At 71.4% G+C, this 23563-nt stretch carries 20 protein-coding genes; 13 read left to right on the plus strand and 7 right to left on the minus strand.

Translation table 11 applies throughout. The features are described from left to right. Nucleotides 1-84: 84 nt before the first annotated feature. Entirely contained in the window at nucleotides 85-870 is a 786-nt protein-coding gene (locus C9J87_RS07525) for a glycerophosphodiester phosphodiesterase family protein (protein ID WP_107705207.1), read from the minus strand. Nucleotides 871-1051: 181 nt separating this feature from the next. On the opposite strand from C9J87_RS07525, the gene C9J87_RS07530 reads away from it, so the two are divergent. The 5 genes from C9J87_RS07530 to C9J87_RS07550 all read left to right on the plus strand — a co-directional run bounded on the left by C9J87_RS07530 (nucleotide 1052) and on the right by C9J87_RS07550 (nucleotide 4375). Then, nucleotides 1052-1438 carry a hypothetical protein gene (locus tag C9J87_RS07530; RefSeq protein ID WP_198652300.1) on the plus strand — a complete coding sequence of 129 codons (387 nt, stop codon included), beginning with the start codon at nucleotides 1052-1054 and terminating at the stop codon, nucleotides 1436-1438. A gap of 124 nt (nucleotides 1439-1562) precedes the next feature. Then, a complete protein-coding gene (locus tag C9J87_RS07535) occupies nucleotides 1563-2711 on the plus strand; it encodes an LLM class flavin-dependent oxidoreductase (RefSeq protein ID WP_107705138.1) in 1149 nt (382 codons plus the stop codon). Then, nucleotides 2708-3358, plus strand: coding sequence for a CE1759 family FMN reductase (locus C9J87_RS07540; RefSeq protein WP_107705139.1), 651 nt, complete (start codon nucleotides 2708-2710; stop codon nucleotides 3356-3358). Before C9J87_RS07535 ends, C9J87_RS07540 begins: the two co-directional genes overlap by 4 nt. A gap of 119 nt (nucleotides 3359-3477) precedes the next feature. Next, nucleotides 3478-3813 (plus strand): antitoxin, encoded by a 336-nt coding sequence (locus C9J87_RS07545; RefSeq protein ID WP_010834496.1) that lies wholly within the window; start codon nucleotides 3478-3480, stop codon nucleotides 3811-3813. Between the two features lie 133 nt (nucleotides 3814-3946). Next, entirely contained in the window at nucleotides 3947-4375 is a 429-nt protein-coding gene (locus C9J87_RS07550; protein ID WP_107705140.1) for a VOC family protein, read from the plus strand. A 135-nt stretch (nucleotides 4376-4510) separates the two neighbouring features. On the opposite strand, the gene C9J87_RS07555 is transcribed toward C9J87_RS07550, so the two are convergent. Together C9J87_RS07555 and C9J87_RS07560 are read right to left on the minus strand one after the other, a co-directional pair. Continuing rightward, a complete protein-coding gene (locus tag C9J87_RS07555; RefSeq protein WP_010834494.1) occupies nucleotides 4511-6016 on the minus strand; it encodes an SDR family NAD(P)-dependent oxidoreductase in 1506 nt (501 codons plus the stop codon). A 33-nt stretch (nucleotides 6017-6049) separates the two neighbouring features. Then, nucleotides 6050-8368: a DUF6351 family protein gene (locus C9J87_RS07560; protein ID WP_107705141.1), complete on the minus strand. Its 2319-nt coding sequence runs from the start codon at nucleotides 8366-8368 to the stop codon at nucleotides 6050-6052. Nucleotides 8369-8487: 119 nt separating this feature from the next. Here C9J87_RS07560 and C9J87_RS07565 point away from each other — a divergent pair, with 119 nt between their 5' ends. From C9J87_RS07565 to C9J87_RS07590, 6 genes are all read left to right on the plus strand, one after another. After that, the gene (locus C9J87_RS07565) at nucleotides 8488-9375 is read left to right on the plus strand and encodes an ABC transporter ATP-binding protein (RefSeq protein WP_232819927.1); all 888 of its coding nucleotides are present in this window, start codon (nucleotides 8488-8490) and stop codon (nucleotides 9373-9375) included. Then, the gene (locus C9J87_RS07570) at nucleotides 9372-10028 is read left to right on the plus strand and encodes an ABC transporter ATP-binding protein (protein WP_010834491.1); all 657 of its coding nucleotides are present in this window, start codon (nucleotides 9372-9374) and stop codon (nucleotides 10026-10028) included. Before C9J87_RS07565 ends, C9J87_RS07570 begins: the two co-directional genes overlap by 4 nt. Continuing rightward, nucleotides 10025-12361, plus strand: coding sequence for an ABC transporter permease family protein (locus C9J87_RS07575; RefSeq protein WP_107705142.1), 2337 nt, complete (start codon nucleotides 10025-10027; stop codon nucleotides 12359-12361). The genes C9J87_RS07570 and C9J87_RS07575 overlap by 4 nt, the downstream gene beginning before the upstream one ends. Beyond that, nucleotides 12358-15441: an FtsX-like permease family protein gene (locus C9J87_RS07580; protein WP_107705143.1), complete on the plus strand. Its 3084-nt coding sequence runs from the start codon at nucleotides 12358-12360 to the stop codon at nucleotides 15439-15441. The genes C9J87_RS07575 and C9J87_RS07580 overlap by 4 nt, the downstream gene beginning before the upstream one ends. A 231-nt stretch (nucleotides 15442-15672) precedes the next feature. After that, a complete protein-coding gene (locus tag C9J87_RS07585; RefSeq protein ID WP_010834488.1) occupies nucleotides 15673-16020 on the plus strand; it encodes a YciI family protein in 348 nt (115 codons plus the stop codon). 64 nt (nucleotides 16021-16084) lie between these two features. Further along, a complete protein-coding gene (locus C9J87_RS07590; RefSeq protein WP_107705144.1) occupies nucleotides 16085-17305 on the plus strand; it encodes an RNA polymerase sigma factor in 1221 nt (406 codons plus the stop codon). A gap of 53 nt (nucleotides 17306-17358) precedes the next feature. Here the strand turns inward: C9J87_RS07590 and C9J87_RS07595 are convergent, their stop codons facing one another. Further along, entirely contained in the window at nucleotides 17359-18270 is a 912-nt protein-coding gene (locus tag C9J87_RS07595; protein WP_010834486.1) for a GNAT family N-acetyltransferase, read from the minus strand. Nucleotides 18271-18382: 112 nt separating this feature from the next. On the opposite strand from C9J87_RS07595, the gene C9J87_RS07600 reads away from it, so the two are divergent. Further along, complete coding sequence (locus tag C9J87_RS07600) at nucleotides 18383-20140, plus strand: DEAD/DEAH box helicase (protein ID WP_010834485.1); 1758 nt, start codon at nucleotides 18383-18385, stop codon at nucleotides 20138-20140. A gap of 97 nt (nucleotides 20141-20237) precedes the next feature. Here C9J87_RS07600 and C9J87_RS07605 read toward each other — a convergent pair whose 3' ends face one another. Together C9J87_RS07605 and C9J87_RS20420 are read right to left on the minus strand one after the other, a co-directional pair. Further along, entirely contained in the window at nucleotides 20238-20804 is a 567-nt protein-coding gene (locus C9J87_RS07605; protein ID WP_051204260.1) for a YceI family protein, read from the minus strand. A gap of 164 nt (nucleotides 20805-20968) precedes the next feature. Further along, complete coding sequence (locus tag C9J87_RS20420) at nucleotides 20969-21094, minus strand: hypothetical protein (RefSeq protein ID WP_269801727.1); 126 nt, start codon at nucleotides 21092-21094, stop codon at nucleotides 20969-20971. A 375-nt stretch (nucleotides 21095-21469) separates the two neighbouring features. Between C9J87_RS20420 and C9J87_RS07610 the strand changes: the two genes are divergently transcribed. Beyond that, the gene (locus C9J87_RS07610) at nucleotides 21470-22909 is read left to right on the plus strand and encodes an NAD-dependent succinate-semialdehyde dehydrogenase (protein WP_232819940.1); all 1440 of its coding nucleotides are present in this window, start codon (nucleotides 21470-21472) and stop codon (nucleotides 22907-22909) included. Here the strand turns inward: C9J87_RS07610 and C9J87_RS07615 are convergent, their stop codons facing one another. Then, nucleotides 22910-23491, minus strand: coding sequence for a TetR/AcrR family transcriptional regulator (locus C9J87_RS07615; protein WP_010834482.1), 582 nt, complete (start codon nucleotides 23489-23491; stop codon nucleotides 22910-22912). It abuts the gene before it with no gap. Nucleotides 23492-23563 lie beyond the last annotated feature (72 nt).

Below are 23563 nucleotides of genomic sequence, written 5' to 3' on the forward strand. Positions count from 1 at the left end.
GCTTAGGCGGGGACTCCTGCACCTCTTGGCCGTTGCAACGCCCCAGAGGTGCAAGACTTCCCCCACCAGTGCCCGGAAGGGGCGTCAGGCAGACGTCGTACGGCGCCCGGCGAGCGGCGCCCACTGGCCCCGCGCGATGAGGACCTCGCGGAGGAGGTCGGGATGGTCGGTGATGACCGCGTCGACGCCGGCGTCGAGGAGCGGGTGCATGGTGGGCTGGTCGTTGACGGTCCACACTGCGACGCGGATGTCGAGGGCGTGGGCGCGCCGGACGATCCGCTCGGTGTAGATCGGCACCCGCCCGAGCCGGAGCGGGACGTGGGCGAACGTGCCCGATGCAACGCGAGCGGGCGGGCGGGCGTAGGAGCGCGAGGCGGCGATGAGGGTCGTCAGCGCACGCCAGCCCAGTGCGGTCGTCACGTCCGGCACTGCGTGCTGGACGCGCTGCAACCGGTTGGACCAGGCGCCCGCGATGCAGATCCGTTTCGCCCAGGACGGGTTCGCCAGCAGCAGGGCGACCAGGGCCGGGCCGGCCGGCTCGTCCTTGAGGTCGATCGCGAAGCGGGTGTCGGGGAAGGAGGCCAGCGCCGACGCGAGGGTCGGGACCTGCTCTCGGCCCTCGACGCGCAGGCGGCTCAGCGACCGCAACGTGTGGTCCGCGACGGAGCCGGGTGCGCCCGTGACCCGCTCCAGCGTCGCGTCGTGGAAGCAGACGAGGTGGCCGTCGCTCGTGGTGTGGACGTCCGTCTCCAGGTAGCGCACCCCCAGCGCGGTGGCCCGCGCGAAGGTCGCCAGCGTGTTCTCCGGGCCCAACGCCAGGCCGCCACGGTGGGCGATCGCCAGCGGGCCGTGCTCCTCGCCATACCTCATGACCCCCAGCATGAGCCGCTCGGCGGGCACGCGGACAGCCGTACGGCGGCAGAGAGGCAGGTGTTCACGCAGCCTTCGTCCGGGTGAAAGCCTGGACACCTGCCGGCCACCTGGGCTCGCGGGAATCGGACACCTCGGGCGGGCGTTGTGACCTCGACCGACGACCCGAGAGGAGCCAGCCATGACCGACTTCACCCCCTTCGAGGACCTGTTGGCCGGCCACGCCGGACTCCTCGAGGACTCGCTGCACGACCGGTGGGTCCGCGCGCAGTCGCTCTTCGAGGACCGCGCCTACCGCGAGGCGATCGTGCTGCTCAAGGAGCTGCTCGAGCAGCCCGAGGACTTCGGGCACGCGCTCACGGACGCCCGCCTGCTGCTGGCGCGCTCCTACTACCACTCCGCCCTGCTCGGCCCCGCGATCGACGCCGCGCGCGAGGTGCTCGCGATCGACCCGCAGGAGGCCTACGCCCACCTGCTCATCGGCCGCTCGCTGCAGCGCCAGAGCAAGGCGGACGAGGCCGCGCCGCACCTCAAGCTGGCGCACCTGCTCGGCGGCTACGCGGCCTGATGTGCGCCCGCGTGCCCGCTCCGGAGGGGTACGGCGCTGCGCTGGCGCTCGCCGCGGAATAGACCGGACCGCGGTCCGGTTATATGTAGTACAATCTTCAACTAGTCCAGCAACGGAGGGCACCATGCAGTTCGGCATCTTCAGCGTCGGCGACATCACTCCCGACCCCACCACCGGCGTCACGCCCTCCGAGGGCGAGCGCATCGAGTCGATGACCCGCATCGCGCTCAAGGCCGAAGAGGTCGGCCTGGACGTCTTCGCGACCGGCGAGCACCACAACCCGCCGTTCACCGTCTCCTCGCCCACCACGCACCTCGCCTACATCGCGGCGAAGACCGAGAAGCTGCAGCTCTCCACCTCGACCACGCTGATCACCACCAACGACCCGGTGAAGATCGCCGAGGACTACGCCTTCCTGCAGCACCTCTCCGGTGGCCGCATCGACCTGATGATGGGGCGCGGCAACACCGGCCCGGTCTACCCGTGGTTCGGCAAGGACATCAAGGACGGCATCAAGCTCGCGATCGAGAACTACCACCTGCTGCGCAAGCTGTGGCGCGAGCCGGTCGTCAACTGGCAGGGCCAGTTCCGCACCCCGCTGCAGGGCTACACGAGCACGCCCGCGCCGCTCGACGGCACGCCGCCGTTCGTGTGGCACGGCTCGATCCGCAGCCCCGAGATCGCCGAGCAGGCGGCCTACTACGGCGACGGGTTCTTCCACAACCACATCTTCTGGGGCCCCGACCACGCGGCCAAGATGGTCCGGCTCTACCGCCAGCGCTTCGAGCACTACGGCCACGGCGCCGCCGACCAGGCGATCGTCGGCCTCGGCGGACAGGTGTTCCTGGGTGCCACCGAGGCAGAGGCCAAGAAGCAGTTCCGGCCCTACTTCGACAACGCCCCGGTCTACGGCCACGGCCCGTCCCTCGAGGACTTCTCCGCCGCCACCCCGCTGACCGTCGGCACACCCGAGCAGGTCATCGAGCGGACGCTGGGCTTCGCCGACTACGCCGGTGACTACCAGCGCCAGCTGTTCCTCATCGACCACGCCGGCCTGCCGACCGAGGTCGTGCTGGAGCAGCTCGAGATCCTGGGTCGCGAGGTCGTCCCCGTGCTCCGCGCGGAGTTCGACCGCCGCCGCCCGGCCCACGTGCCGAGCGACCCGCCCACCCACACCTCCCTCGTGGCCGCCGGTCCCGAGGCCAGGCACCACCTCGTCGAGCCCGCCAAGGCCGACGACACCGCAACCGTCACCGAAGGAGCACAGTCATGACCCGCACGATCGTCGTCCTCACCGCCGGCCTGACGGTGCCCTCGTCCACCCGGTTGCTCGGCGACCAGCTCGCCGACGCCGTCTCGGCGGCCGTGGGTTCCCGCGGCGAGGCCGTGTCCTTCGAGTACGTCGAGGTGCGCGAGCTCGCCCAGGACCTCGCCGGCTACATGACCAGCGGAGGCGTCGCCACGCCCCGCCTGGCCGCGGTCCGCGAGCAGATCTCGGCCGCCGACGGCCTGATCGCCGTCACCCCGGTCTTCAGCGCGAGCTACAGCGGGCTGTTCAAGATGCTCATCGACGCGCTCGACACCGACGCCCTCAACGGCATGCCGGTGCTGATCGCCGCGACCGCCGGCACCGCCCGGCACTCGCTGGTCCTCGACCACGCGATGCGCCCGCTGTTCAGCTACCTGCGAGCCGTCGTGCTCCCGACCGGCGTGTTCGCCGCGACCGAGGACTTCGGCAGCACGGGTCTCTCCGACCGGGTGGCCCGGGCCGCGGCCGAGCTGGCCAACGCCGTTGTGGTCTCGGGCAGCGACCACGTCGCCGGGTTCGCCCCGGACCCGACCGCGCGTCGCCGTACGTCCGGGAACGACCTGGCGCCCGTCGCCGACTTCGCCGAGCTGCTGCGCGGACACTCGGGCTGATTCCCGGCGGGCACGTGGCGATCGACACCCCGGGCGACGGAATCGCGGCCCATGGGGCATCGTTGAGGACAGTGCAGCCGACCGGCGGCAACCGCACGACCCGCTCAAGGGGGACGCACATGTCCGACACCAACATCGCTGACAAGCTGAAGCAGACGATCGACGAGCTGCAGATCGACAAGCACGTCAACGACTTCGTCATCCAGCTCGAGACCGCCTTCACCACCGCCCGCGACAAGGTCGCGACGCTGGCCGCCGAGCGCGGCGACGACGTGGAGCGCTTCCTCGACAAGATGAGCACCACCATCGACGAACGCACCGAGGGCCGGTTCGCGCCCCACGTCGACAAGGTCCGTGAGACCGTGTCGAACGGTGTCACCAAGCTCGCGGACCAGCGCCCGAGCACCACCCCGGTCACGCCGGTCGCGGAGGACGAGATCCCCGCCGCCGAGTGATCGACCCAGACTGAAGGCCCGCTTCCACCCCCGTGGGGAGCGGGCCTTCTTCTATTTCCCGAGGACGCTCGACGCAGACCGTGACGGGCTCCTAGGTTGGTCGAAGAGACTTCCCGACCCCAGGAGGCACCCGATGGCTGCACGGCTGAACCCCTACGTCAACGTCCTCGACGGCCAGGCCCGCGAGGCGCTGGAGTTCTACCAGTCCGTCCTCGGCGGCGAGCTGACCGTGATGACCTTCGGCGACATGGGCACCCAGGGCGACTTCGCCGTCCAGGTGATGCACGGCCAGCTCGAGACGCCCGCCGGCTTCACGCTGATGGTCGCCGACGCGCCGCCCGAGATGGTGCAGGTGACGAGGGGCAACAACGTCTCCATCAGCCTGTCCGGGACGAGCGAGGACGGCGAGGCCCTCCGCGGCTACTTCGCCGGCCTCAGCGACGGCGGCCAGGTAGTCCAGGCGCTCGAGCCCGCCCCGTGGGGTGACGAGTTCGGTGCCCTCGTCGACAAGTTCGGGATCAACTGGCTGGTCAACATCGCCGGTGAGGGCGCCCCGGCCTGACAGGGTGGGCACATGAGCCCTGTCCAGATCAGACCTCTCGGGGGTGGCCCCGGCTGCCTCGTCATGATCCTCGTGTCGATCGGTGCCTCGGTCGTCCTGACCCTGCTGCTCAACTGGCTAGCGCGCTGACGGCCCTCACCAGGGTGAGGGCTTGAAGTCCTTCACGAAGCAGCCGTAGAGATCTTCGCCGGCCTCACCGAGGACGACCGGGTCGTAGACGCGGGCGGCGCCGTCGACGAGGTCGAGGGGGGCGTGCCAGCCCTCGGCCGCCATCCGCAGCTTCTCGGCGTGCGGGCGCTCGTCGGTGATCCAGCCGGTGTCGATGGCGGTCATCAAGATCTTGTCGGTCTCGAACATCTCCTCCGACGACGTGCGGGTGAGCATGTTGAGCGCGGCCTTGGCCATGTTGGTGTGCGGGTGCCCGGCGCCCTTGTAGCGGCGGCCACCGAACTGTCCCTCCATCGCCGACACGTTCACGACGTACGCGCGCCCGGACGACGCAGTGACCGCCGCCGCGGCCAGCGCCGGTCGCAGCCGGGAGACCAGCAGGAACGGCGCGATCGAGTTGCACAGCTGCACCTCGAGGAGCTCCAGCGGGTTGACCTCGCCGACCGTCTGCGTCCAGGAGTTGTTCAGCTGTACGTCGGGGAGCAGGCCGCCCGCGTCGACGGCGGTGCCCGCAATGTGCGCGTCGAGGGACGCGTTGCCGGCCGTCAGTGCGAGGGCGGTCAGCGACGCCGCGTTGTGCGCGGCGAGGGCGTGCTCGGCGCTCTCGCCGAGGTGGTGGGCGACGGCCGTGTCGGCCAGCGCGCCGGCGATGGCGGCGGGGTGCGCCTCGGAGATGCGGTCGAAGGTGACCATCTCCGGGAGCTCCCGGTCGGTCGGCAGCGGAGCCAGCTCGGCGTCGACCAGCGGGGCGTAGGCGCCCGGCGTGCGGCGTACGGTCTGGCAGGCGTTGTTGATCAGGATGTCGAGCGCGCCCGCGGCTGCGACGTCGTCGGCCAGCGAGATGACCTGGGTGGGGTCGCGCAGGTCGATGCCGACGACCTTGAGGCGGTGCAGCCAGTCGTCCGAGTCCTCGAGCGAGGAGAACCGACGCACGGCGTCACGCGGGAAGCGGGTCGTGATCGTCGTGTGCGCGCCGTCGCGGAGCAGCCGCAGCGCGATGTACATCCCGATCTTGGCGCGACCGCCGGTGAGCAGCGCGCGCTTGCCGGTGAGGTCGGTGCGCTGGTCGCGCTTGGTGTGGCTGAAGGCCGCGCAGCTCGGGCACAGCCAGTGGTAGAACGCGTCGACCAGCGTGTAGTCGTTCTTGCAGATGTAGCACCCGCGCGGGTTGATCAGCTCGCCGGCGAAGGCGCCCGGCGCGTTGGAGACGAGCGGGATGCCGGACGTCTCGTCGTCGATCCGCACCGGCGACCCGGTCGCCGTGAGCTCGGTGACCGCCCGGTCGTGGGCGAGCTCCTCGGCGCGCTTGGTCAGCTTCCGCTCGGCCTTGATCGCCTTGTACATGTGCGAGGCCGCGCGCTTGACCGTCACGTGGTCGGGGTGCTCGGGCGGCAGCGTGTGGAGCTGCTGCAGCACGCGGAGGGTGGCGGCCAGGTCCTCGGGGTCGAGGCCGGCGTCATGCGGGGAGGTCACTGGCGCAATGGTACGGCGGCGCGGGCCGCTACCTCATTTCCGCAGGAGCTCCCGGAAGGACCGCGACATCAGCCCGGCACCCGAGCGGGCGGGGGCGGCGCGCAGGGGGCGACCGCCGTACACGACCTCGGTGGCGGTGCCGTAGCCCAGCCAGGTCTCGGCCCGTCCCTGCCCGACGCCGGGCTTGCTCCAGTCGCACACCCCGGCGGGGAAGACGGCCTGCAGCCGCGCCCACTGCGCGTCGCTGAACGGCAGCGGCGAGGTGTACGTCGACCGGTCGAGCGGCGTCAGCCGGCAGGCGACCACGTCGTTGGCGATGTCGCCGCCGGCCTCCTGGCGCGGGGTCGACAGACGCAGCTGGGTCACATCGGTCGCGCACACCCCGATGCAGCGGTCGGTCACCGTGGCGGGCCGGTCGGCGGTGATCTTCTGCGCGAGCGGGATGGCCCGCTTGTCCTTCTCGACAGCCGCGAGCCAGCCGTCCATCGCGAGGAACGCCTCGCGCGACCACTCCACGTCCCCGATCAGCGGGGCCGGGCCGAACCACATGACCCTGTTGTCGGTGTGCCCTTGGTCGCGCTCGAGGCGCGTCTCGGTCCACCACGCGTGGGCGTAGTCGTGGGCCACGCCGGGGTCGGGCCCGCCGTGGTTGATGATCGCCACCTCGTCGAGGTGGTTCATCTCGTTGATGAGCCCGGTGCGGTAGGCGCGGGCGATCGAGGTCGGGTCGCCGGCGATGCGACCGGGCGTCGGGTCGGCGTTGACGTCGATGCCCCCGACCTTCTCGTTCAGGTCGACGAACTGCTCGGGCGTGATGGTGCCCCGGTTGAGCGCGTTCAGGCCGTACTGGACGCCGGTGTTGGCGAACGGGACGCCCGCGAACCCGTGCCCGGCGGCCTTCTCCTGCGCCGACCAGACCGACTTGGGACGCGGCCCGAGCAGCTGCATCACGATGTCGAGGATCGAGCAGCGGACACCGGCCGGGTTGATGTCGGAGTCGAAACGGGTCGAGGGGTCACCGGCGACCGGGTCCTTCGTGCCGAGGCACGGCGTCTCCGGGTTGATGGCCTTCTTGAACAGGAACTCGTCGGCGGCGACCGCGTTGAGGTGGCTGATGTGTCCCTCGACGTCGGCCATCTGCGTGGGCAGCCAGACGGTGCCGGGCGACCACCGCGACGGGTCCTCGAAGTACTTGCGCATGAGGTGGTAGTCGGCGAACTGCGCGCCGGCGGTGAAGACGTCGGGGTAGGAGCAGGTCGTGACCAGGCCCTGGTAGATCCCGGGGTAGGAGTTGGCGATCGTGTGCTGCGCGATCGACCCGCCGCTGCAGCCGGTGCCGATGAGGTAGCGCACCTCGCCGTAGCGCTCCACCAGCCGCTCGCGCGCCATCATCATCGACTCGGCCTCGACCGCGAGGTTGCAGTTGTGGCCGGTGTTGTTGAGCGCCGTGGCGAGCACCGCGAAGCCCTTGGCGAGCGCGGTGACATAGCTGTCCTCGACCGGGGATGCCGGCAGGGTCCCCGCGAAGTCGTGGAGGTTGGGGTGGGCCGGGCCGTAGGACGCACCGCACCCGCCGCCGTGGGTGGCGAGCACCTTGTGGTTCCACTGGGCCTGCGGGGCCCACGCCTTCCAGGCCTTGCCGGGCCTGAAGAGGGTGAGGATCGTGTAGCGGTCGCGATCCTGGAAGCCGTCCTCGCGGCGCACCACGAACGGCACCGTGACCCCCTGGTCGGTGGTCGTCGTCGCGACGTCGTCGGGCGGGTTCTTCGGGTGGTAGCGCGACAGGCCGGTCTTGAGCGGGTCGGTGGACTTGTAGAGGAAGGAGTAGGACGCCGGCTGGTTGCACTGGGCGTCGCGGGCGGTGGGCTGGCACTGGTAGGGCCCGGGCTGCGGGCCGGCGAAGACCGGGCCACCGTTGGGGAAGTTGGTGATGACCGTCCGGCCGCTGCGGGCCCGCGGCGCGGAGGCCTTCACGACGTTGCGCCCGAGCCTCAGGTGCCTGACCAGGCCCCAGTAGCGGCCGTCCGCGCGGACCTTGAACGCCCGGGTCACCCTGCGCTCGCCGACCGTGACGACGACCTTCTTCGGGTCGACCCTGCGCGGGAGCCGTACGACGACCAGCGCATCGCCGGCCGAGATCAGGTCGGCCCGGTTGGAGAGCACCGAGATCCGGAGCCGCGGCTTGCGCTTGCCGGGTGGGCGCATCGCCGTACGACCCGGATCGGCGGAGCCGACGGTGGGGGAGCCGGCGGCCGCGGCGGACACGAGTGGCCCCGAACCGGAGAGCAGCGAGGCGCCGAGCACCAGCGTGAGAAGGACGGCGGCGGTGCGACGGATGAGGGCGAGGGTCACGGGCACTCCTTGGGTGTCGGAAGCACAACGACTCGCCGTTGACCCGGCTACGTCGGTCGGTGGGCGTGGCTAGGGTGACGACCAGGCCCGTTGCGAGGGCCGTTGCGAGGGGGAGTGCAGTGCTGGATCAGGCAGACGCGCGGCCGGCGGTCGCCATCGGGGGACTGGGGGTGCGCTGTGAGGGCGTCGTGCACCTCTACAAGACCTTCGGCGGGCACGACGTGGTCGCGCTGCGTGGCGTCGACCTCGTCATCGCGCCGGGCGAGCGGGTGGCCTTCCTCGGCCCGTCCGGCTCCGGGAAGTCGACGCTGCTGACGCTGCTCGGCGGCATCCAGAAGCCGAGCGCCGGCCGGATCTTCCTCGGTGACGAGGAGATCTCGCGGATGGGCGAGCGCTATCTCGCCCGCATCCGCTCCCGGTCGGTCTCCACCATGCTGCAGGGCGCGACCCGCAACCTGCTGCCCTATGCCACGGGTCGCCAGAACATCGCCTTCGCCCGGCTCTCCCTCAGCTCCACCGAGCGCCGCGACGCGATGCTCGACACCGAGCTGCTGAGCCGCGTCGGTCTCGAGGAGCAGGCCGACCAGGTCGTCTCCACCATGTCCGGCGGCCAGCGCCAGCGGCTCGCGCTCGCCTGCTCGGTCGCGACCGCGCCCCGGCTGCTGCTGGCCGACGAGCCGACGAGCCAGCTCAGCCATGAGGACCGCGACCACGTCCTGCACCTCATCCACTCGCTCGGCGACGACTTCGGCACCACCATCGTCGTCGTCACCCACCAGCCCGAGGTGGCCGCGACCTTCCCGCGCTCGATCACGATGAAGGGCGGTCGCGTCGGCGCCGAGGGCCGCCACGGCTCCGAATACGCCGTCGTCGGCGAGGACGGCGTGCTCCACCTCCCGGGCCACGTCGCGGCTGAGTGGCCGCCCGGCACGCTGGTGAAGTTCGAGGACGACGACCAGGGGCGCCTGATCATCACCCGCTCGAGCGGAGAAGGGGCAGCCCAGTGAGCGACCTGGTCCTCAGCGACATCACCTACGTCGCCGGCCGCACCCTGCTCGACGACGTCACGCTGACCTTCCCGGCCGGCAAGGTGACGGCCCTGTCCGGTCCGAGCGGGTCGGGCAAGACCACCCTCCTCTCCATCGCGGGCGGGCTCCTCGAGCCGACGACCGGCACGACGTCGTACGCCGATGCGTCGATGTGGCAGGGCACCGGCGACCCGCGCCCAGACGTCGCGTTCGTGCTGCAGGTCTATGGCCTGGTGCCGATCCTCAGTGCTCGCGAGAACGTCTCCATCGCCCTGCGTGCTCGCGGGGTCGACCCGCGCGACGCGGACGAGGAGGCCGAGGCGGCGCTGGGCCGGTTCGGCATCGCCGACCTCGGTGACCGGCAGGTCGAGGAGCTCTCGGGCGGGCAGATGCAGCGCGTCGCCTGCGCCCGCGGGTTCGTCGTCGGCGCCGGAATCCTGCTCGCCGACGAACCCACCTCCGAGCTCGACGAGGGCAACCGCGGCGTGGTGCTGGCCGAGCTCCACGAGGAGGCGGCCCGCGGGTCCGTGGTCGTCGTCGCGACCCACGACCCGGCGGTCGTGGAGGCCTGCGACGTGCACTACGCCCTCGACGAGGGCCGGCTGGTGCAGAGCCGGACAGCGCACGCATGACCCGTGCCCTCCGCGGAGCGTGGAGCCGCCGCGGCACCCTGCTGACGCTGCTCGCGATGACGACCGTCGTCGTCGGCGGAGCGGTCGCCGTTCTCGGCTTCGCCGAGGCCGCCGGCACCTCGCGCTGGCTGATGTCGCCGCTGCTGCTGCTCGGCGCGGTCGCGATCCCCAGCATCGGTCGTGAGCTCGCGGCCGCGCGCCGCGAGGAGATCGGCCTGGCTCGGCTGCGGGGGATCCGCGGGCTCCGGCTCGGCGGCGTCCTGCTGGCCGAGCCCCTCGTCACGATCGTGCTCGGCACCTGTCTGGGGCTCGTGCTCGGCTCGCTGGTCGCACGCGTCGCGGGCAGCGCCTGGCTCGACGCCGACGTGCCGGCGCTCGGGTCGACGGCTGCCGGCGTCGCCCTCGGCACCGCCGCGGGCAGCCTGCTGATCGTCCTGCTCGGCACCTGGGCGACCGTCACCGAACCACTGTCGGTGCAGGTCGCGACCCGCAACCGACCCCGGCGCGCGACGACGCTGGTGCTCTTCGGAAGCGTGCTCGTCATCGTCGGTGCCGCCGTCGCGGCCTACCGCAGCCGCCAGGCCGTCGTCGGCGATCCCGACGTCCTGGTGCTGCTCGGGCCCGCCCTGGTCGGGCTGGCGCTGGGCCAGGTCGCGATCTGGGTGCTGCGCCTGCTCGCCCGCGGTGCGACCGGTGCCACGGCGACGTCGGGGTTGTCCGGGTTCCTGGCCACGCGGCGGCTGTCGCGGGCCGACGACCTCGTGACGCCCATGCGGCTGCTCGTCGCCGCGGCCGTCGTCGGCGTCCTCGCCCTCACCGGCGCCTCCTCGGTCACCGACTGGGTCGACGGTGGCGCCCGGATCGCTGCCGGCGGTCCGCGGAGCGTGCCGGTCGAGGAGGGCGCCGTACAAGCCCTGGCGCTGACCCGCGACCTCGACCCCGAGGGCCAGCACCTGATGGCGGTGGCGGTCGTGCCCAACGAGGGCCGGCTCGGCGAGCGGCGGGCCTATGTCGACGCGGCGCGCTTCGAGTCCGTGGCCGGCGACTTCTACGACGACACCCCGGCGGCAGCTGCGGCCGCACGCATCGATGAGCTCACCACCGACTCCGCCGACCTGACCGTGCGCGGCAACCGGCTCGAGGTCGCGAGCGAGCGGATCGAGTCCGGCCCCACCGCCACGACCCGGCTGATCCTGGAGCTCGACTACGTCACGGCCGATGGCAAGGGCGCATCGATCGAGGCCCTGCTCAACCCGCGCCCGGGACAGCAGGATCGTCGCTCCGTCCGGCTGCCCGGCTGCACCGCCGGCTGCCAGGTGACCGGGCTGGCGATCGCCCGAACGCTCGCGGGTGGTGGCGGCAACGTCTTCGAGCTCGATGACACCTCCTACCGCGTGCTCCTGACGCAGCTGTCCGTGGGCGACCGCTCTCTGCTCGACGTCGCGTGGCAACCGGACCGGTCCGCGATCGACGGCCTGGGCAACATCAGGTTCTATCCCGGTCTCGACCTCCACTACCGGTCCGTCGCCAACCGGCTCGACGGCCTCGAGGTCAATCCGTTGCCCGACGGCCTGCTCGACCTGCAGGTGGCGGCGATCTCCGACCCGATCCCGGAGTTCGCGGCCGGTGCGGAGCCCGGCCTCCCGCTCGACATCGCCGGCAACGATCGCGTGCTCGGCGAGGGCACCCGCTTCGAGGCGCTGCCGCTGCTCGGTGGCATCGGGCAGCTGACCGACCTGCCGACGAGCATGGTCGGATCCCGGCCGACGGTGCCCGACGCGGAGACCTCGATCGTGGTCGCCGACGACACACCGTCCGCGATGCTGGCGGCGTTGACCGAGGCGACCGGCACGAAGGCCCGCTCCCTCGAGGACGTACGCCGCAGCGTCTCCACCGCAGCGGGCGCGGACCAGTCCCGGGCCTACGCCTTGATGGCGGCCTTCTGCGCGCTGGTCGCGCTGCTCTCCTTGGCCGCGGGCATCGCCCGGCACCTGCGCAGCTATCGCCACGACGTCGCCTCGTTGCGAGTGCTCGGGGTCGGGCTGGGCGAGGCCCGCCGGGCCGGCCGGGTCGAGCTGGCGGCCCTCGCCGCGGTCGTCCTGGGCTCGGTGGCAGCGGGCGGCTGGCTCGCGGTGCACCTGCTGCTCGGCGGGCTGCCGCTCGTCACGGTGTCGCCCGCGGCCGCGCCGCTCGACACCACCCCGCGTGTGGCGACGCTGGTGGTGCCGGCGGTGCTGGCGGCGGTTGCGATGCTCGTCCTGGGCGGCCGGGCCCGCGCCGTACGACCGTCAGCGACGCGACCCTCGACCCTGCGTGAGGAAGAGGGCCGATGATCCAGCTCCTCGGCACCATCATTCGCGGACTCAGGTCGCGTGCGCTGCTCAGCGTCGGCTCGGTGCTGCTCGCGGCGCTCGCGCTCGGGTCGGCGGCGCTGGGGCCGATCTTCTCCGAGGCCGTCACCAACTCCTATGTCGTCACCCGGCTGCAGGAGGCGTCGGCGGCGTCGACCGACCTCACGCGGGAGCTCACCCCCGACGGTGGCACCGACCCGGAGGTCGCCGTCGACCGTGCGATCGCCGCCTCCGACGCCAGGAACGAGGGGCCGTGGGGCCCAGCAACGGCGACGCTCGTGTCCGACGACTTCAGCGGGCTCGGCGGCATCGTGAGCTTCTGGTCGCGCGACGACGTCTGCGCCGGCCTGGAGATCGAGGGCCGCTGCCCCACCGCGCCCGGCGAGGTGCTGATGCTGGCCACAGACGTCGAGAAGGCGGGCGCGGAGATCGGCCGGCCGCTGGAGCTCAACACCGCGATCCCGGAGCCGCTCCGGGGCTCGTATGCCCGCTCGCCGCTGTCACAGGTCACCGTGGTCGGCTCCTATGCCACGCCCGTCTCCGACGACGAGTGGACCCACCCGCTCCGCCTCAGCTCGACCAGCGAACGGTTCGATCCCACCGGCGACTACACGCCCTACATGCCGGCACCGCTGCTGACCACGCACGCGACCCTCGGCACCCTCGGCGCCGGAGCGTGGACGGTGCAGGTCGACACCCCGCTCGCGGTCCCGGCGGATGCGACGCCGGCCGACCTCGCCGACGCGGTGGCGACGGCCGCCGGCCTGGAGGTCACCGAGGAGGTCGACGGCGGCACGCTTGTCGGGGTCCCCGGCACCAACAACCTGCAGGCCTTCAGCGACGAGGTCCGTGCCCAACAGTCCACCGCGCGCAAGTCGATCGCCCCGGCCGTCCTGTCGCTCGTGCTCGTCGCCCTCGCGCTGCTGATGCGGCTGCTGATGGCGGCCAGCGAGATCCGGGTGCCGGAGCTCGCGCTGGCCTCCCTGCGCGGGGTCTCCTCGACCCGGCTGTGGCTGCTCGGACTGGCCGAGCCCTTCGTCGTCCTGGCCGCAGCGGTGCCGCTGGGTGTCGGTTTCGGGGTCGGCCTGGGCGCCCTGCTGACCCGGCAGTGGCTGGTGCCGGGACTGCCGATGCCGCTGCCGTGGGTGAGCTGGGCCGCCGCAGCGCTGGTGCTCGCCGTCGCCGTCGGGGTCGCCTGCGTTGCGGTCGGGATGGTCGTGCGCGACACCCTCGCCTCCCAGCTCTCGGGCGTACGCCGACCGCGGGAGTCGCGACGTTGGTCGGTCGTCGCCCAGCTGACCCTGCTGGCGCTCGCCCTCGCCGTACTCGTCTCCAAGCTCTCGGCCTCCGGCCAGAGCGCGCCCGACCTGACCGACATGCTGCTGCCGATGCTGCTCGCGATCGTGGCCGGGCTCGCGGCGACGCGGCTGACGGCCTGGGCGGCGACGTGGTGGACCACGCGTCGTGGGCTGACCCGTTCGCTGAGCGGCTTCGTGTCGGCGCGGGCGATCTCGCGTCGTCAGGAAGGCACGCTGGTCATCCTCCCGGTGGCGGCAGCGATCGCGGTCGCGGTCTTCGGCGCGGGCGTCTACGACTCGGCCTCGACCTGGCGCGGCAGCGTCGCGGCCACCGTGTCGCCGGCCGCGACGACCTGGACCTCCTCGCTGTCGCTGCGCGAGACCCGCGACCTCACCCACAGCCTCGACCCGGAGGGGGAGTGGCTGATGGCCGCGGCGTCGGTGCTCAACCCCGGCGCGGACTTCGCCGTGGTCGACGCCGAGCGGCTGGCCACGGTGGCGACCTGGCCGGCCACGTGGAGCCCGGGTCGCAGCGTCGAGCAGGTCGTCGACGACATCACGCTGCCCGGGCGCATCCCTCTGCTCGTCGGCAGGCGGCTCTCGATCACGGTCGACAACCAGGCCACGACGTCGGGCGAGCTCGGCATCGAGGCGCGCTTCGGCAGCGTCGGTGGCGTGCCGGAGCGCAGCTATCTCGGGCCGTTCCCGGCGGGCGAGAGCACCCAGGGCGTTGCCCTGCCGACGACCTGCCGCACCGGCTGCCCGCTGGAGGGCCTGACCCTGGGCGGGGGCGCCGGGACGGCGATGGAGATGACCGGCACGGCCCGGGTGCTGTCGGTCGCGGTCGACGGCGCGGTGGTCGAGGACGCCATCGCCGGAGCTGGCTGGCAGCCGAGCGCCGACAACCGGGGGCGCTCCTCGATCGGGGCCGTCGACACCTCCGGGGACAGCATCGACCTGACCTTCGACGACGCCGCGGGCCCGGCGATGGCCCGGCTCTCCGCGGGCGGGATCCCGTTGCAGCGACCGGTCCTGCGCGGGGTCGACGTCTCGGACCGCGTGATCGCCGACCTGCCCAACCGGGAGAGCGCCGGCATGGTCCAGGTCGATCCGGCGGGCGAGCTGGAGGGCATGCCGTTCGTCGGCCCGGCCGGGCTGCTCGTCGACTACTCCGCCTTCATCGCCGACCGCTCGGTCTACGACAACCTCTTCGAGACGCGGGTGCTGATGCGCGCGGGCGCTCCGCAGTCACTGTCGAGGGAGCTGACCAGGTCCGGCCTCGCCGTGGAGACGACCTATGCCGCGCAGAAGCGGGTGCTCGACCAGAGCGCCTACGCGCTGGCCCTGCGGCTCTATGCCGTGGTCGCGGTGCTGGTGCTGCTGATGGCGCTGGCCGGGCTGTTCGTCTCCACCGCGGTCCAGCTCCCGGCCCGGCGTCGCGACGCTGCGGCGTTGCGGGTCGTCGGCGTACCCCGCTCCGCGGTGATGTCCGCCGTCGCCCGGGAGTTCCTCGTGGTGCTCGGTGGCGCCGCGGTGGCAGGCGTGCTGGCCGGTTCGCTCGCGCAGTACGTCGTGCTCCGCACCATCACCCTGGGCGTCGTCGAGTCGTTCACCACCCCGCACCTCGTCGCGGCCATCTCGCCGATGCGCCTCGTCGCGCTCACCGCCATCGCGGCCGTCGTGCTGGGCATCGCGGCCTTCGTCTCGGCCTCGCTGACCGTCCGCGGTGCCCGCGGGTCGACGCTGCGCGAGTCCGCGCGGTAGGTGGTGTCAGTCCGCCGTCGGGTGGTTCCGCCCGCCCTCGCCGCGGGGTAGTCAAGTGAAAGCTTGTCGTCCTCCGGCCGAATCCCTACAAATTCTCACTTAACTACCTCGGGACTACGCCGGGCCCCGCTGATCTGGAAAAAGTTTCCGCCGACCTGTCGTATCCGTCCTGACTCGTTCGTAGACATGATGAAGGCCCGCCCAGAGGGTCACCTACCAGGAGGAAATCCCATGCCGCAGTACCTGCTCTCCGTCGCGATCGACCCCACCGACGCTGTCCCCTCGCCCGAGGAGATCCAGCCGATCTTCGAGGCCGTCGACGCGTTCAACGACAAGGTCCGTGAGTCCGGCAAGTGGGTGTTCGCCGGCGGCCTCGAGGGCATCGACGCCGCGACGACCGTCGACGCCACCGGCACCGAGCCGGTCGTCACCGACGGCCCGTTCGCCGAGGCGAAGGAATACCTCGGTGGCTTCTGGATCATCGAGGCGGCCGACCTCGACGAGGCGCTCGTGTGGGCCAAGGAAGGCTCGGCGGCGTGCCAGGGCAGGGTCGAGGTCCGGCCCTTCCAGTCCGCCTAATGAGCACCCCACGAAGTTCTTCTCCTCCGCTGCGCTCCCCCGAACAACGTCGCGGGGACCCCGCATGACCCAGGACCTCGAGGCCGAGCTCACTCGCATCCATCGCGAGGAGTACGCCGTCGTGGTGGCCTCGCTCGTCCGGCGTTTCGGTGACATCGATGTCGCCGAGGACGCCGCGAGCGAGGCCCTCGTGGCCGCGCTCGAGCACTGGCCGACCTCCGGGATCCCCCCGAACCCCGGCGGCTGGCTGACCACCACCGCGACCCGCAAGGCGATCGACCGGATCCGCCGCGAGTCGAACCGTGACACCAAGCATCAGCAGGCAGCGATGATCATCGATCCCACACCACCCGCCGATCCCGGCGTGGTCGACGACGACCGGCTGCGACTGCTCTTCACCTGCTGCCACCCGGCCCTGTCGCCGGAGGCGAGGGTCGCCCTGACGCTCAAGCTGATCGGCGGCCTCACGGTCGAGGAGATCGCCGCGGCGTTCCTCGTCCCCGACACCACCATGGCCCAGCGCATCACCCGCGCCAAGCGCAAGATCTCCGATGCGCACATCCCCTACCGCGTGCCGCAGGCCGCCGACCTGCCCGCCCGCCTCGGCGGCGTGCTCGCGGTCGTCTACCTCATCTTCAACGAGGGCTACCTCTCCTCCTCGGGCGCCGACTCGATCCGCGACGACCTGTGCCTGGAGGCGATCCGGCTCGCACGGCTGCTGCGCGCACTCATCCCCACCGAGCCGGAGATCACCGGGCTGCTCGCCCTGATGCTGCTCACCGAGGCCCGCCGCCCGGCGCGGGTGGCCGGCGGCGAGCTCGTCACCCTCGGGGAGCAGGACCGTGGTCGGTGGGACCGCGACCTGATCGAGGAGGGGCACGCCCTGGTCCGCGACTGCCTGGCGATCAACCGGCCCGGGCACTACCAGCTCCTCGCCGCGATCAACGCCGTCCACACCGACGCGCCGGCCGCGGCCGACACCGACTGGGGCCAGATCGCGGCGCTCTACGACCAGCTCTATGTCGTGTCACCCACGCCGGTCGTCGCGCTCAACCGTGCCGTCGCGGTCGCCGAGCTCGACGGTCCCGTGGTCGCGCTCGCCGCGGTCGACCGGCTCGAGCTCTCGAGCTATCACGCGTGGCACGCCACCCGCGCCGACCTGTTGCGGCGGCTCGGCCGGAGCAGCGAGGCGGCGGCGGCGTACGATGCGGCGATCTCGGCCACCGACAACCCCGCCGAACGGGCCTACCTCACGCGGCGCCGCGGTCAGCTCTCCGCCGATTGAGCAGGCGCGCCAGCGCCCTGTCGAGATCAAGGCCGCTGCTCAACCGGCGGAGGTCAGAGCTCCACGCAGCGGTTGACCCACACGCCGGTCGTCACCATGCCGACCTTCTCGTAGAGCCCGAGCGCGCCGGTGCGCGAGTCGGTGCTCAGCTCGGAGGTCGTCGCGCCGTGGGCGCGCCCGGCGGCGAACGAGTCGACGAGCAGCGCCTGGGCGAGGCCACGGTTGCGCTGGTCCTTGCGGGTCCCGAGCCTCGAGATGTACGCCGTCCCGTTCTCGGACAGGAACACGATCGCCGCAGCGACGACCTCGCCGGCCGCGTCCGTCACGACGCGGGCGTTCCAGGGCTCGTATCCCGGACGCTGGAGCACCATCGCGGTGAACGCCTCGAAGGTCTCCCGCTCGCGCTCGGACCACTCGAGGAACGCGTCCTCCAGCACGTCGTGCAGCGCGACGAGGTCCTCCGCCCGGGCCTGGCCGACAGCGTGTCCCGCCGGCAGGTCGCGGTGCTCGATCTCCGTGCCTTCAGGCAGCTCGAGGATCCAGCTCGTCCAGCGGATGCGATAGCCGAGGTCGGCCATCAACCGGTCGCCGGCCGAACCCTCCGGCACCGGCATGCCGATCAGCGTGGCGCCGCGCGACTTCGCGTGCGAGCGCAGCCAGGCCGCCAGCCAGGTGCCGATCCCGCGGCCCCGGTGGTCGGGGTGGACGGCCGCGTCGACGCGGTCGTTCCTCATGTGCTCGGCATAGGCGACGAGGTTGCCATCGGCGTACACCCCGATCGACGACGCCGCGAGGTCATAGCCCGGCAGCGCCCAGTCACTGATCAGATCGGCCTCCTCGATGTCGACCGACCCGGTGTCGTGCTGCTCCTGGGCGGCGATGAGGTCGAAGAGGGCGCGGGACTCGGACGTCTCCAGCGGGCGCGTGGTGAGGCCCTCGGGGAGGGCGGTCTGGACTCCGGACATGAACCGATTGTGGAGCCGTCGGCGGTGCCTGTCGCCCGGTTTTCGCCACAGTGATGGGAATCGCCCCGGCGACGAAGCAGCCACTGGGCGTGATAACCACTACCGTTGCAGGGTGAGTGACCTTCCCCAGACCGACAGTCCCGACGCCAACGACGCCCCCCAGCTGACCTTCGCCGACCTCGGGCTGTCCCCGCAGGTGATGAAGGCGCTCGCCGACGTGGGCTACGAATCCCCGTCCGCGATCCAGGCCCAGACCATCCCGCCGCTCCTCGAGGGCCGCCACGTGGTGGGCCTCGCGCAGACCGGCACGGGCAAGACCGCCGCCTTCGCGCTCCCGATCCTGTCCCAGCTCGACCTCACGCAGAAGACGCCGCAGGCGCTCGTGCTCGCGCCCACCCGCGAGCTCGCGCTGCAGGTCTCCGAGGCGTTCGAGAAGTACGCCGCGCACATGAAGGGCGTCCACGTCCTGCCGATCTACGGCGGCCAGGGCTACGGCGTCCAGCTGTCCGCGCTGCGTCGCGGCGTCCACATCGTCGTCGGCACCCCCGGCCGGATCATGGACCACCTCGAGAAGGGCACGCTCGACCTGTCGGCGCTGCGCTTCCTGGTGCTCGACGAGGCCGACGAGATGCTGAAGATGGGCTTCGCCGAGGACGTCGAGACGATCCTGTCCGACACCCCCGACGACAAGCACGTCGCGCTGTTCTCGGCGACGATGCCCAGCCAGATCCGCCGGATCTCCAAGAAGTACCTCCACGACCCGGTCGAGATCACCGTCAAGAACAAGACGACGACGTCGTCCACGATCACCCAGCGCTACCTCATCTGCTCCTACCCGCAGAAGGTCGACGCGCTCACCCGCATCCTCGAGGTCGAGAACTTCGAGGGCATGATCGTCTTCGTCCGCACCAAGAACGAGACCGAGCTGCTCGCGGAGAAGCTCCGGGCTCGCGGCTTCTCGGCCATGGCGATCAACGGTGACGTGCCGCAGGTCCAGCGCGAGCGCACCGTCAACCAGCTCAAGTCGGGCAAGCTCGACATCCTGGTCGCCACCGACGTCGCGGCCCGCGGCCTCGACGTCGAGCGGATCAGCCACGTCGTCAACTACGACATCCCCACCGACACCGAGTCCTACGTCCACCGGATCGGCCGCACCGGTCGCGCCGGTCGCTCGGGCGACTCGATCGCCTTCGTGACGCCGCGTGAGAAGCACCTGCTGCGCGCGATCGAGAAGGCCACGCGCCAGCCGCTGACCCAGATGCAGATCCCGACGATCGAGGACATCAACTCGACGCGGCTCAACCGCTTCGACGACGCGATCACCGCGGCGCTGGCCGGCGACAAGCTCGACTTCTTCCGCGACATCGTCGCCCACTACATCTCCGAGCACGACGTGCCCGAGGTCGACGTGGCGGCTGCCCTCGCGGCGGTCATGCACGGTGACCACCCGCTCTACATGGAGCCGGAGCGCGAGCCCGCCCGTCGCGACTTCGACACCCGCGAGCAGCGCCCCGAGCGTGGCGGCGGCAAGAAGCCCGAGCGTCGCCCCCGCGGTCGTACCGACGTCGAGATGGCCTCCTACCGCCTCGCGGTCGGCAAGCGCCACAAGGTCGAGCCCCGCCAGATCGTCGGCGCGCTCGCCAACGAGGGTGGCCTCTCGCGCCAGGACTTCGGGCACATCGACATCCGTCCCGACTTCTCGCTAGTCGAGCTGCCGCGCGACCTGCCGCCAGGCACCCTCGACCGCCTGGCCGGCACCCGCATCTCCGGCAAGCTGATCGAGATCCGACAGGACGGCGGCGCACCGGCTGCCCGCAGCCAGGCCCGCTCCTCGTCGTACGGCGACAAGAAGCCGCGCCACAAGAGCTGACCGAGTCGGCACCACCGACTGCGCAACGAAGAAGCCCCGCCACTGACGTGGCGGGGCTTCTTCGTGTTCACGCCGACCCGGGAGTCGGCGGGGTGGATCAGGCGGACTTGATCGCCGAGATGTCGAACTCGAGCTTGACCTTCTCCGACACGAGCACGCCACCGGTCTCGAGGGCGGCGTTCCAGACGAGGCCGAAGTCCTTGCGGTTGACGGTGGTCTCACCCTCGAAGCCGACGCGGGTGTTGCCGAAGGGGTCGATCGCCGAGCCGGTCTGCTCGAAGTCGATCGCGACGGACTTGGTGACGTCCTTGATGGTCAGGTCGCCGGTGATGGTCCAGTCGTCACCGTTGCGCGTGACGTCGGTGGAGACGAAGCGGATCGACGGGTAGGTCTCGATGTCGAAGAAGTCGCCGGACTTGAGGTGACCGTCGCGGTCGGCGTTGCCGGTCTCGACCGAGGTGACGTCGATGGTCAGGTCGACCTTGGAGTTGGCGGGGGTCGCCGTGTCGATGTTGGCCGTGCCCTCGAAGGCGCCGAACTGGCCGCGGACCTTGGTCACCATCGCGTGACGAGCGACGAAGCCCAGGCGCGAGTGCGAGGTGTCGAGGGCGTAGTCGCCGGCGATGTCGGCGATGGCGGTGGTGGGGGCGTCGAACTGCGACATGGGGTTTCTCCTTGGGTTGATGAGCAGGTAGTACAACTTTCAACATACTTGCTCGTCAGGTATTCCCCAACGTCTGGAGAAAATTTCTCCGTACGGCGACAGGCACCCCGAAATGGAAGCGAGCCGCGACCCGACGGGTCACGGCTCACGAAGCAGGGTGGGTGTCAGGCAGCGCGCGCGGCGGCAGCTCGGGGCTGACTCCAGCGTGCCTCCATGTGCGTGCGGCCGGCCTGGTCGGCGACCGCCACCCACGTGCAGACGAGCCCGCTGGTCATCGTGGTGTCCCTCATGTGACATCTCCTGTTCACTTTCTGTTCACCCAAGGTACCGCATCCCCACCAGAACGCCAAGAGATCGCCGAAATCGGCCTGTTCGCTCCACCCGGAGTGACGATGCGCGGGCCGATCCGGCCGGGCCGCTCCACCCCTGCGCTGACAAGGCTGCCGGGGGGCATGCGGGGAAATGGGTGCACGCCCCTTGCTGCATGGGGTCAGCAAGGGGCGCGCGAGAGGAACCTTCTCACCTCGCCGAACGAGGTGTCTTGAGATCGAGCGAAACAGCCTGGGTGGTGAGGACCACTTGCGCGATTTCGTCGTTCGCCTGACATCCGGCCGTCACTGAGCGCTCCCTGTCGGGGTGGGGAGGGCGGTGCCATGATGGGCCGCATGGAGCAGCTGCCTGAGCTTTTGTTCATCGACGGCGAGTGGCGCGAGGCCAATGACGGCGCCCGGTTCGACGTCGAGGATCCCGCCGACGGGAGCACCCTCGCGAAGGTCGCCGACGCGGGTGAGGCCGACGCCGCGGACGCGCTGGACGCGGCGGTCGCGGCCCAGGCCGCGTGGGCGGCGACAGCGCCCCGCGACCGTGGCGAGCTGCTGCGATCGGCGTACGAGCTGATCATGGAGCGCCAGGACGAGTTCGCCCGCGTCATCAGCCTGGAGATGGGCAAGCCGCTGGCCGAGGCGGCCGGCGAGGTGGCCTACGGAGCGGAGTTCTTCCGCTGGTTCTCCGAGGAGGCGGTGCGGATCCACGGTCGCTGGATGTCCGCGCCCGACGGCAAGAGCCGACTGCTGACCGCCAAGCGGCCGGTCGGGCCGTGCCTGTTCGTCACCCCTTGGAACTTCCCGATCGCGATGGGCACCCGCAAGATCGGTCCGGCGATCGCGGCGGGCTGCACGATGATCGTCAAGCCTGCCTCACAGACACCGCTGACGATGCTCAAGCTCGCTGCGCTGCTCGACGAGGTCGGGCTGCCCGCGGGGGTCCTCAACGTCATCCCGACCACCGACCCGGGCCCGGTCGTCGGCGCGCTGATGGCCGACGACCGGCTGCGCAAGGTGAGCTTCACCGGCTCGACCGCGGTCGGCAAGCTGCTGGTCAAGCAGTCGGCCGAGAACCTCCAGCGCGTGAGCATGGAGCTCGGCGGCAACGCCCCCTTCCTGGTCTTCGCCGACGCCGACCTCGATGCCGCGGTCGAGGGCGCGATGCTGGCCAAGATGCGCAACATGGGCGAGGCGTGCACCGCGGCCAACCGGTTCCTCATCCACGCCGACGTCGCCGAGGAGTTCGCCACCAAGCTGGGCGAGCGGATGGGCGCGCTGCGCGTCGGGCGCGGCCAGGACGACGGCGTGCAGGTCGGCCCGCTCATCGACTCCGACGCCGTCGACTCGGTCAGCCAGCTCGTCACCGACGCCATCCACGACGGCGCGAAGGTGGTCGTCGGCGCTGGGCGCCCGGCCGGGGCCGGTCACTTCTACCCGCCGACGGTCCTCGTCGACGTGCCCCCCGAGGCGCAGATCAACGTCGTCGAGGTCTTCGGCCCGGTCGCGCCGATCACCACCTTCACCACCGAGGACGAGGCGGTCGCGGCCGCCAACGGCACTGAGTACGGTCTCGCCTCCTACGCCTACACCCGCGACCTCGACCGCACCCTGCGGCTGGCCGAGCGCCTCGAGTTCGGCATGGTCGGCATCAACACCGGCCTGGTCTCCAACCCGGCGGCTCCCTTCGGCGGCGTGAAGGCGAGCGGGTTCGGCCGCGAGGGCGGTTTCGAGGGCATCGAGGAATACCTCGACACGACGTACGTCGCCCTGCCGGCGACCTAGTCAGGGCCGAGGTGCCAGTGCACCAGCGGTGAGGCGCTGCGCGACCGACACGAGGTCTGCGTGGTCGACCGACGCAGCGGCGTTGGCCCCGACCAGTCGGTCGAACAGGATCCCGTCCAGGGCCGCGACCAGCCAGTGGGCCCGGGCGGTCGCGTCGTCCGCGCCCATGGCGGCCAGCGCCTCGCCCACGCGGTTGCGGATCGTCAGTCCGCCGGCATGCAACCGGTCGGCGAGGTCGGGCCGCCGCAGCGCCTCCATCGACAGCTCGTAGCGCGCGATGTGGCGCTCGCGCCCGCTCGTCAGCCAGCGCTCGAGCAGGTCGGCCAGGGCGGCGGCCATCGTGTCGGCGTCGGCCGCGGCCACGAGCGGCGCCATGACGTCGAGGTCGACGTGGTCCTGGGCGACGAGGTCGTCGAGGCAGGCGCCCAGCAGGGCCGCGCGCGTGCGGAAGTAGTAGGACGTCGAGCCGGCGGGGACGGCCGCGGCGGTGTCCACCGCCCGGTGCGTCAGCCCGCGGGCGCCTGCAGTGGACAGCACCTGCAGCGCCGTACGGGCGATGAACTGACGACGGTCCTGCTCCATGCGCCGCACTCTACCGCCGTAGAGTTGTGGTGGTGACTCTACATCTATAGAGTCACCACCACCCCGACCCCA

The sequence above is a fragment of the Nocardioides allogilvus genome (genome assembly GCF_003047285.1).
Classification (GTDB): Bacteria; Actinomycetota; Actinomycetes; order Propionibacteriales; family Nocardioidaceae; genus Nocardioides; species Nocardioides allogilvus.

Excerpts from the sequence above, each read along its gene's own strand:
- C9J87_RS07550 (WP_107705140.1), top strand. The coding sequence starts at position 3,947 with ATGGCTGCACGGCTGAACCCCTACGTCAACGTCCTCGACGGCCAGGCC.
- C9J87_RS07605 (WP_051204260.1), bottom strand. The coding sequence starts at position 20,804 with ATGTCGCAGTTCGACGCCCCCACCACCGCCATCGCCGACATCGCCGGC.
- C9J87_RS07580 (WP_107705143.1), top strand. The coding sequence starts at position 12,358 with ATGATCCAGCTCCTCGGCACCATCATTCGCGGACTCAGGTCGCGTGCG.
- C9J87_RS07615 (WP_010834482.1), bottom strand. The coding sequence starts at position 23,491 with ATGGAGCAGGACCGTCGTCAGTTCATCGCCCGTACGGCGCTGCAGGTG.
- C9J87_RS07525 (WP_107705207.1), bottom strand. The coding sequence starts at position 870 with ATGAGGTATGGCGAGGAGCACGGCCCGCTGGCGATCGCCCACCGTGGC.
- C9J87_RS07595 (WP_010834486.1), bottom strand. The coding sequence starts at position 18,270 with ATGTCCGGAGTCCAGACCGCCCTCCCCGAGGGCCTCACCACGCGCCCG.
- C9J87_RS20420 (WP_269801727.1), bottom strand. The coding sequence starts at position 21,094 with ATGAGGGACACCACGATGACCAGCGGGCTCGTCTGCACGTGGGTGGCG.
- C9J87_RS07535 (WP_107705138.1), top strand. The coding sequence starts at position 1,563 with ATGCAGTTCGGCATCTTCAGCGTCGGCGACATCACTCCCGACCCCACC.
- C9J87_RS07610 (WP_232819940.1), top strand. The coding sequence starts at position 21,470 with ATGGAGCAGCTGCCTGAGCTTTTGTTCATCGACGGCGAGTGGCGCGAG.
- C9J87_RS07585 (WP_010834488.1), top strand. The coding sequence starts at position 15,673 with ATGCCGCAGTACCTGCTCTCCGTCGCGATCGACCCCACCGACGCTGTC.
- C9J87_RS07545 (WP_010834496.1), top strand. The coding sequence starts at position 3,478 with ATGTCCGACACCAACATCGCTGACAAGCTGAAGCAGACGATCGACGAG.
- C9J87_RS07590 (WP_107705144.1), top strand. The coding sequence starts at position 16,085 with ATGACCCAGGACCTCGAGGCCGAGCTCACTCGCATCCATCGCGAGGAG.
- C9J87_RS07530 (WP_198652300.1), top strand. The coding sequence starts at position 1,052 with ATGACCGACTTCACCCCCTTCGAGGACCTGTTGGCCGGCCACGCCGGA.
- C9J87_RS07575 (WP_107705142.1), top strand. The coding sequence starts at position 10,025 with ATGACCCGTGCCCTCCGCGGAGCGTGGAGCCGCCGCGGCACCCTGCTG.
- C9J87_RS07540 (WP_107705139.1), top strand. The coding sequence starts at position 2,708 with ATGACCCGCACGATCGTCGTCCTCACCGCCGGCCTGACGGTGCCCTCG.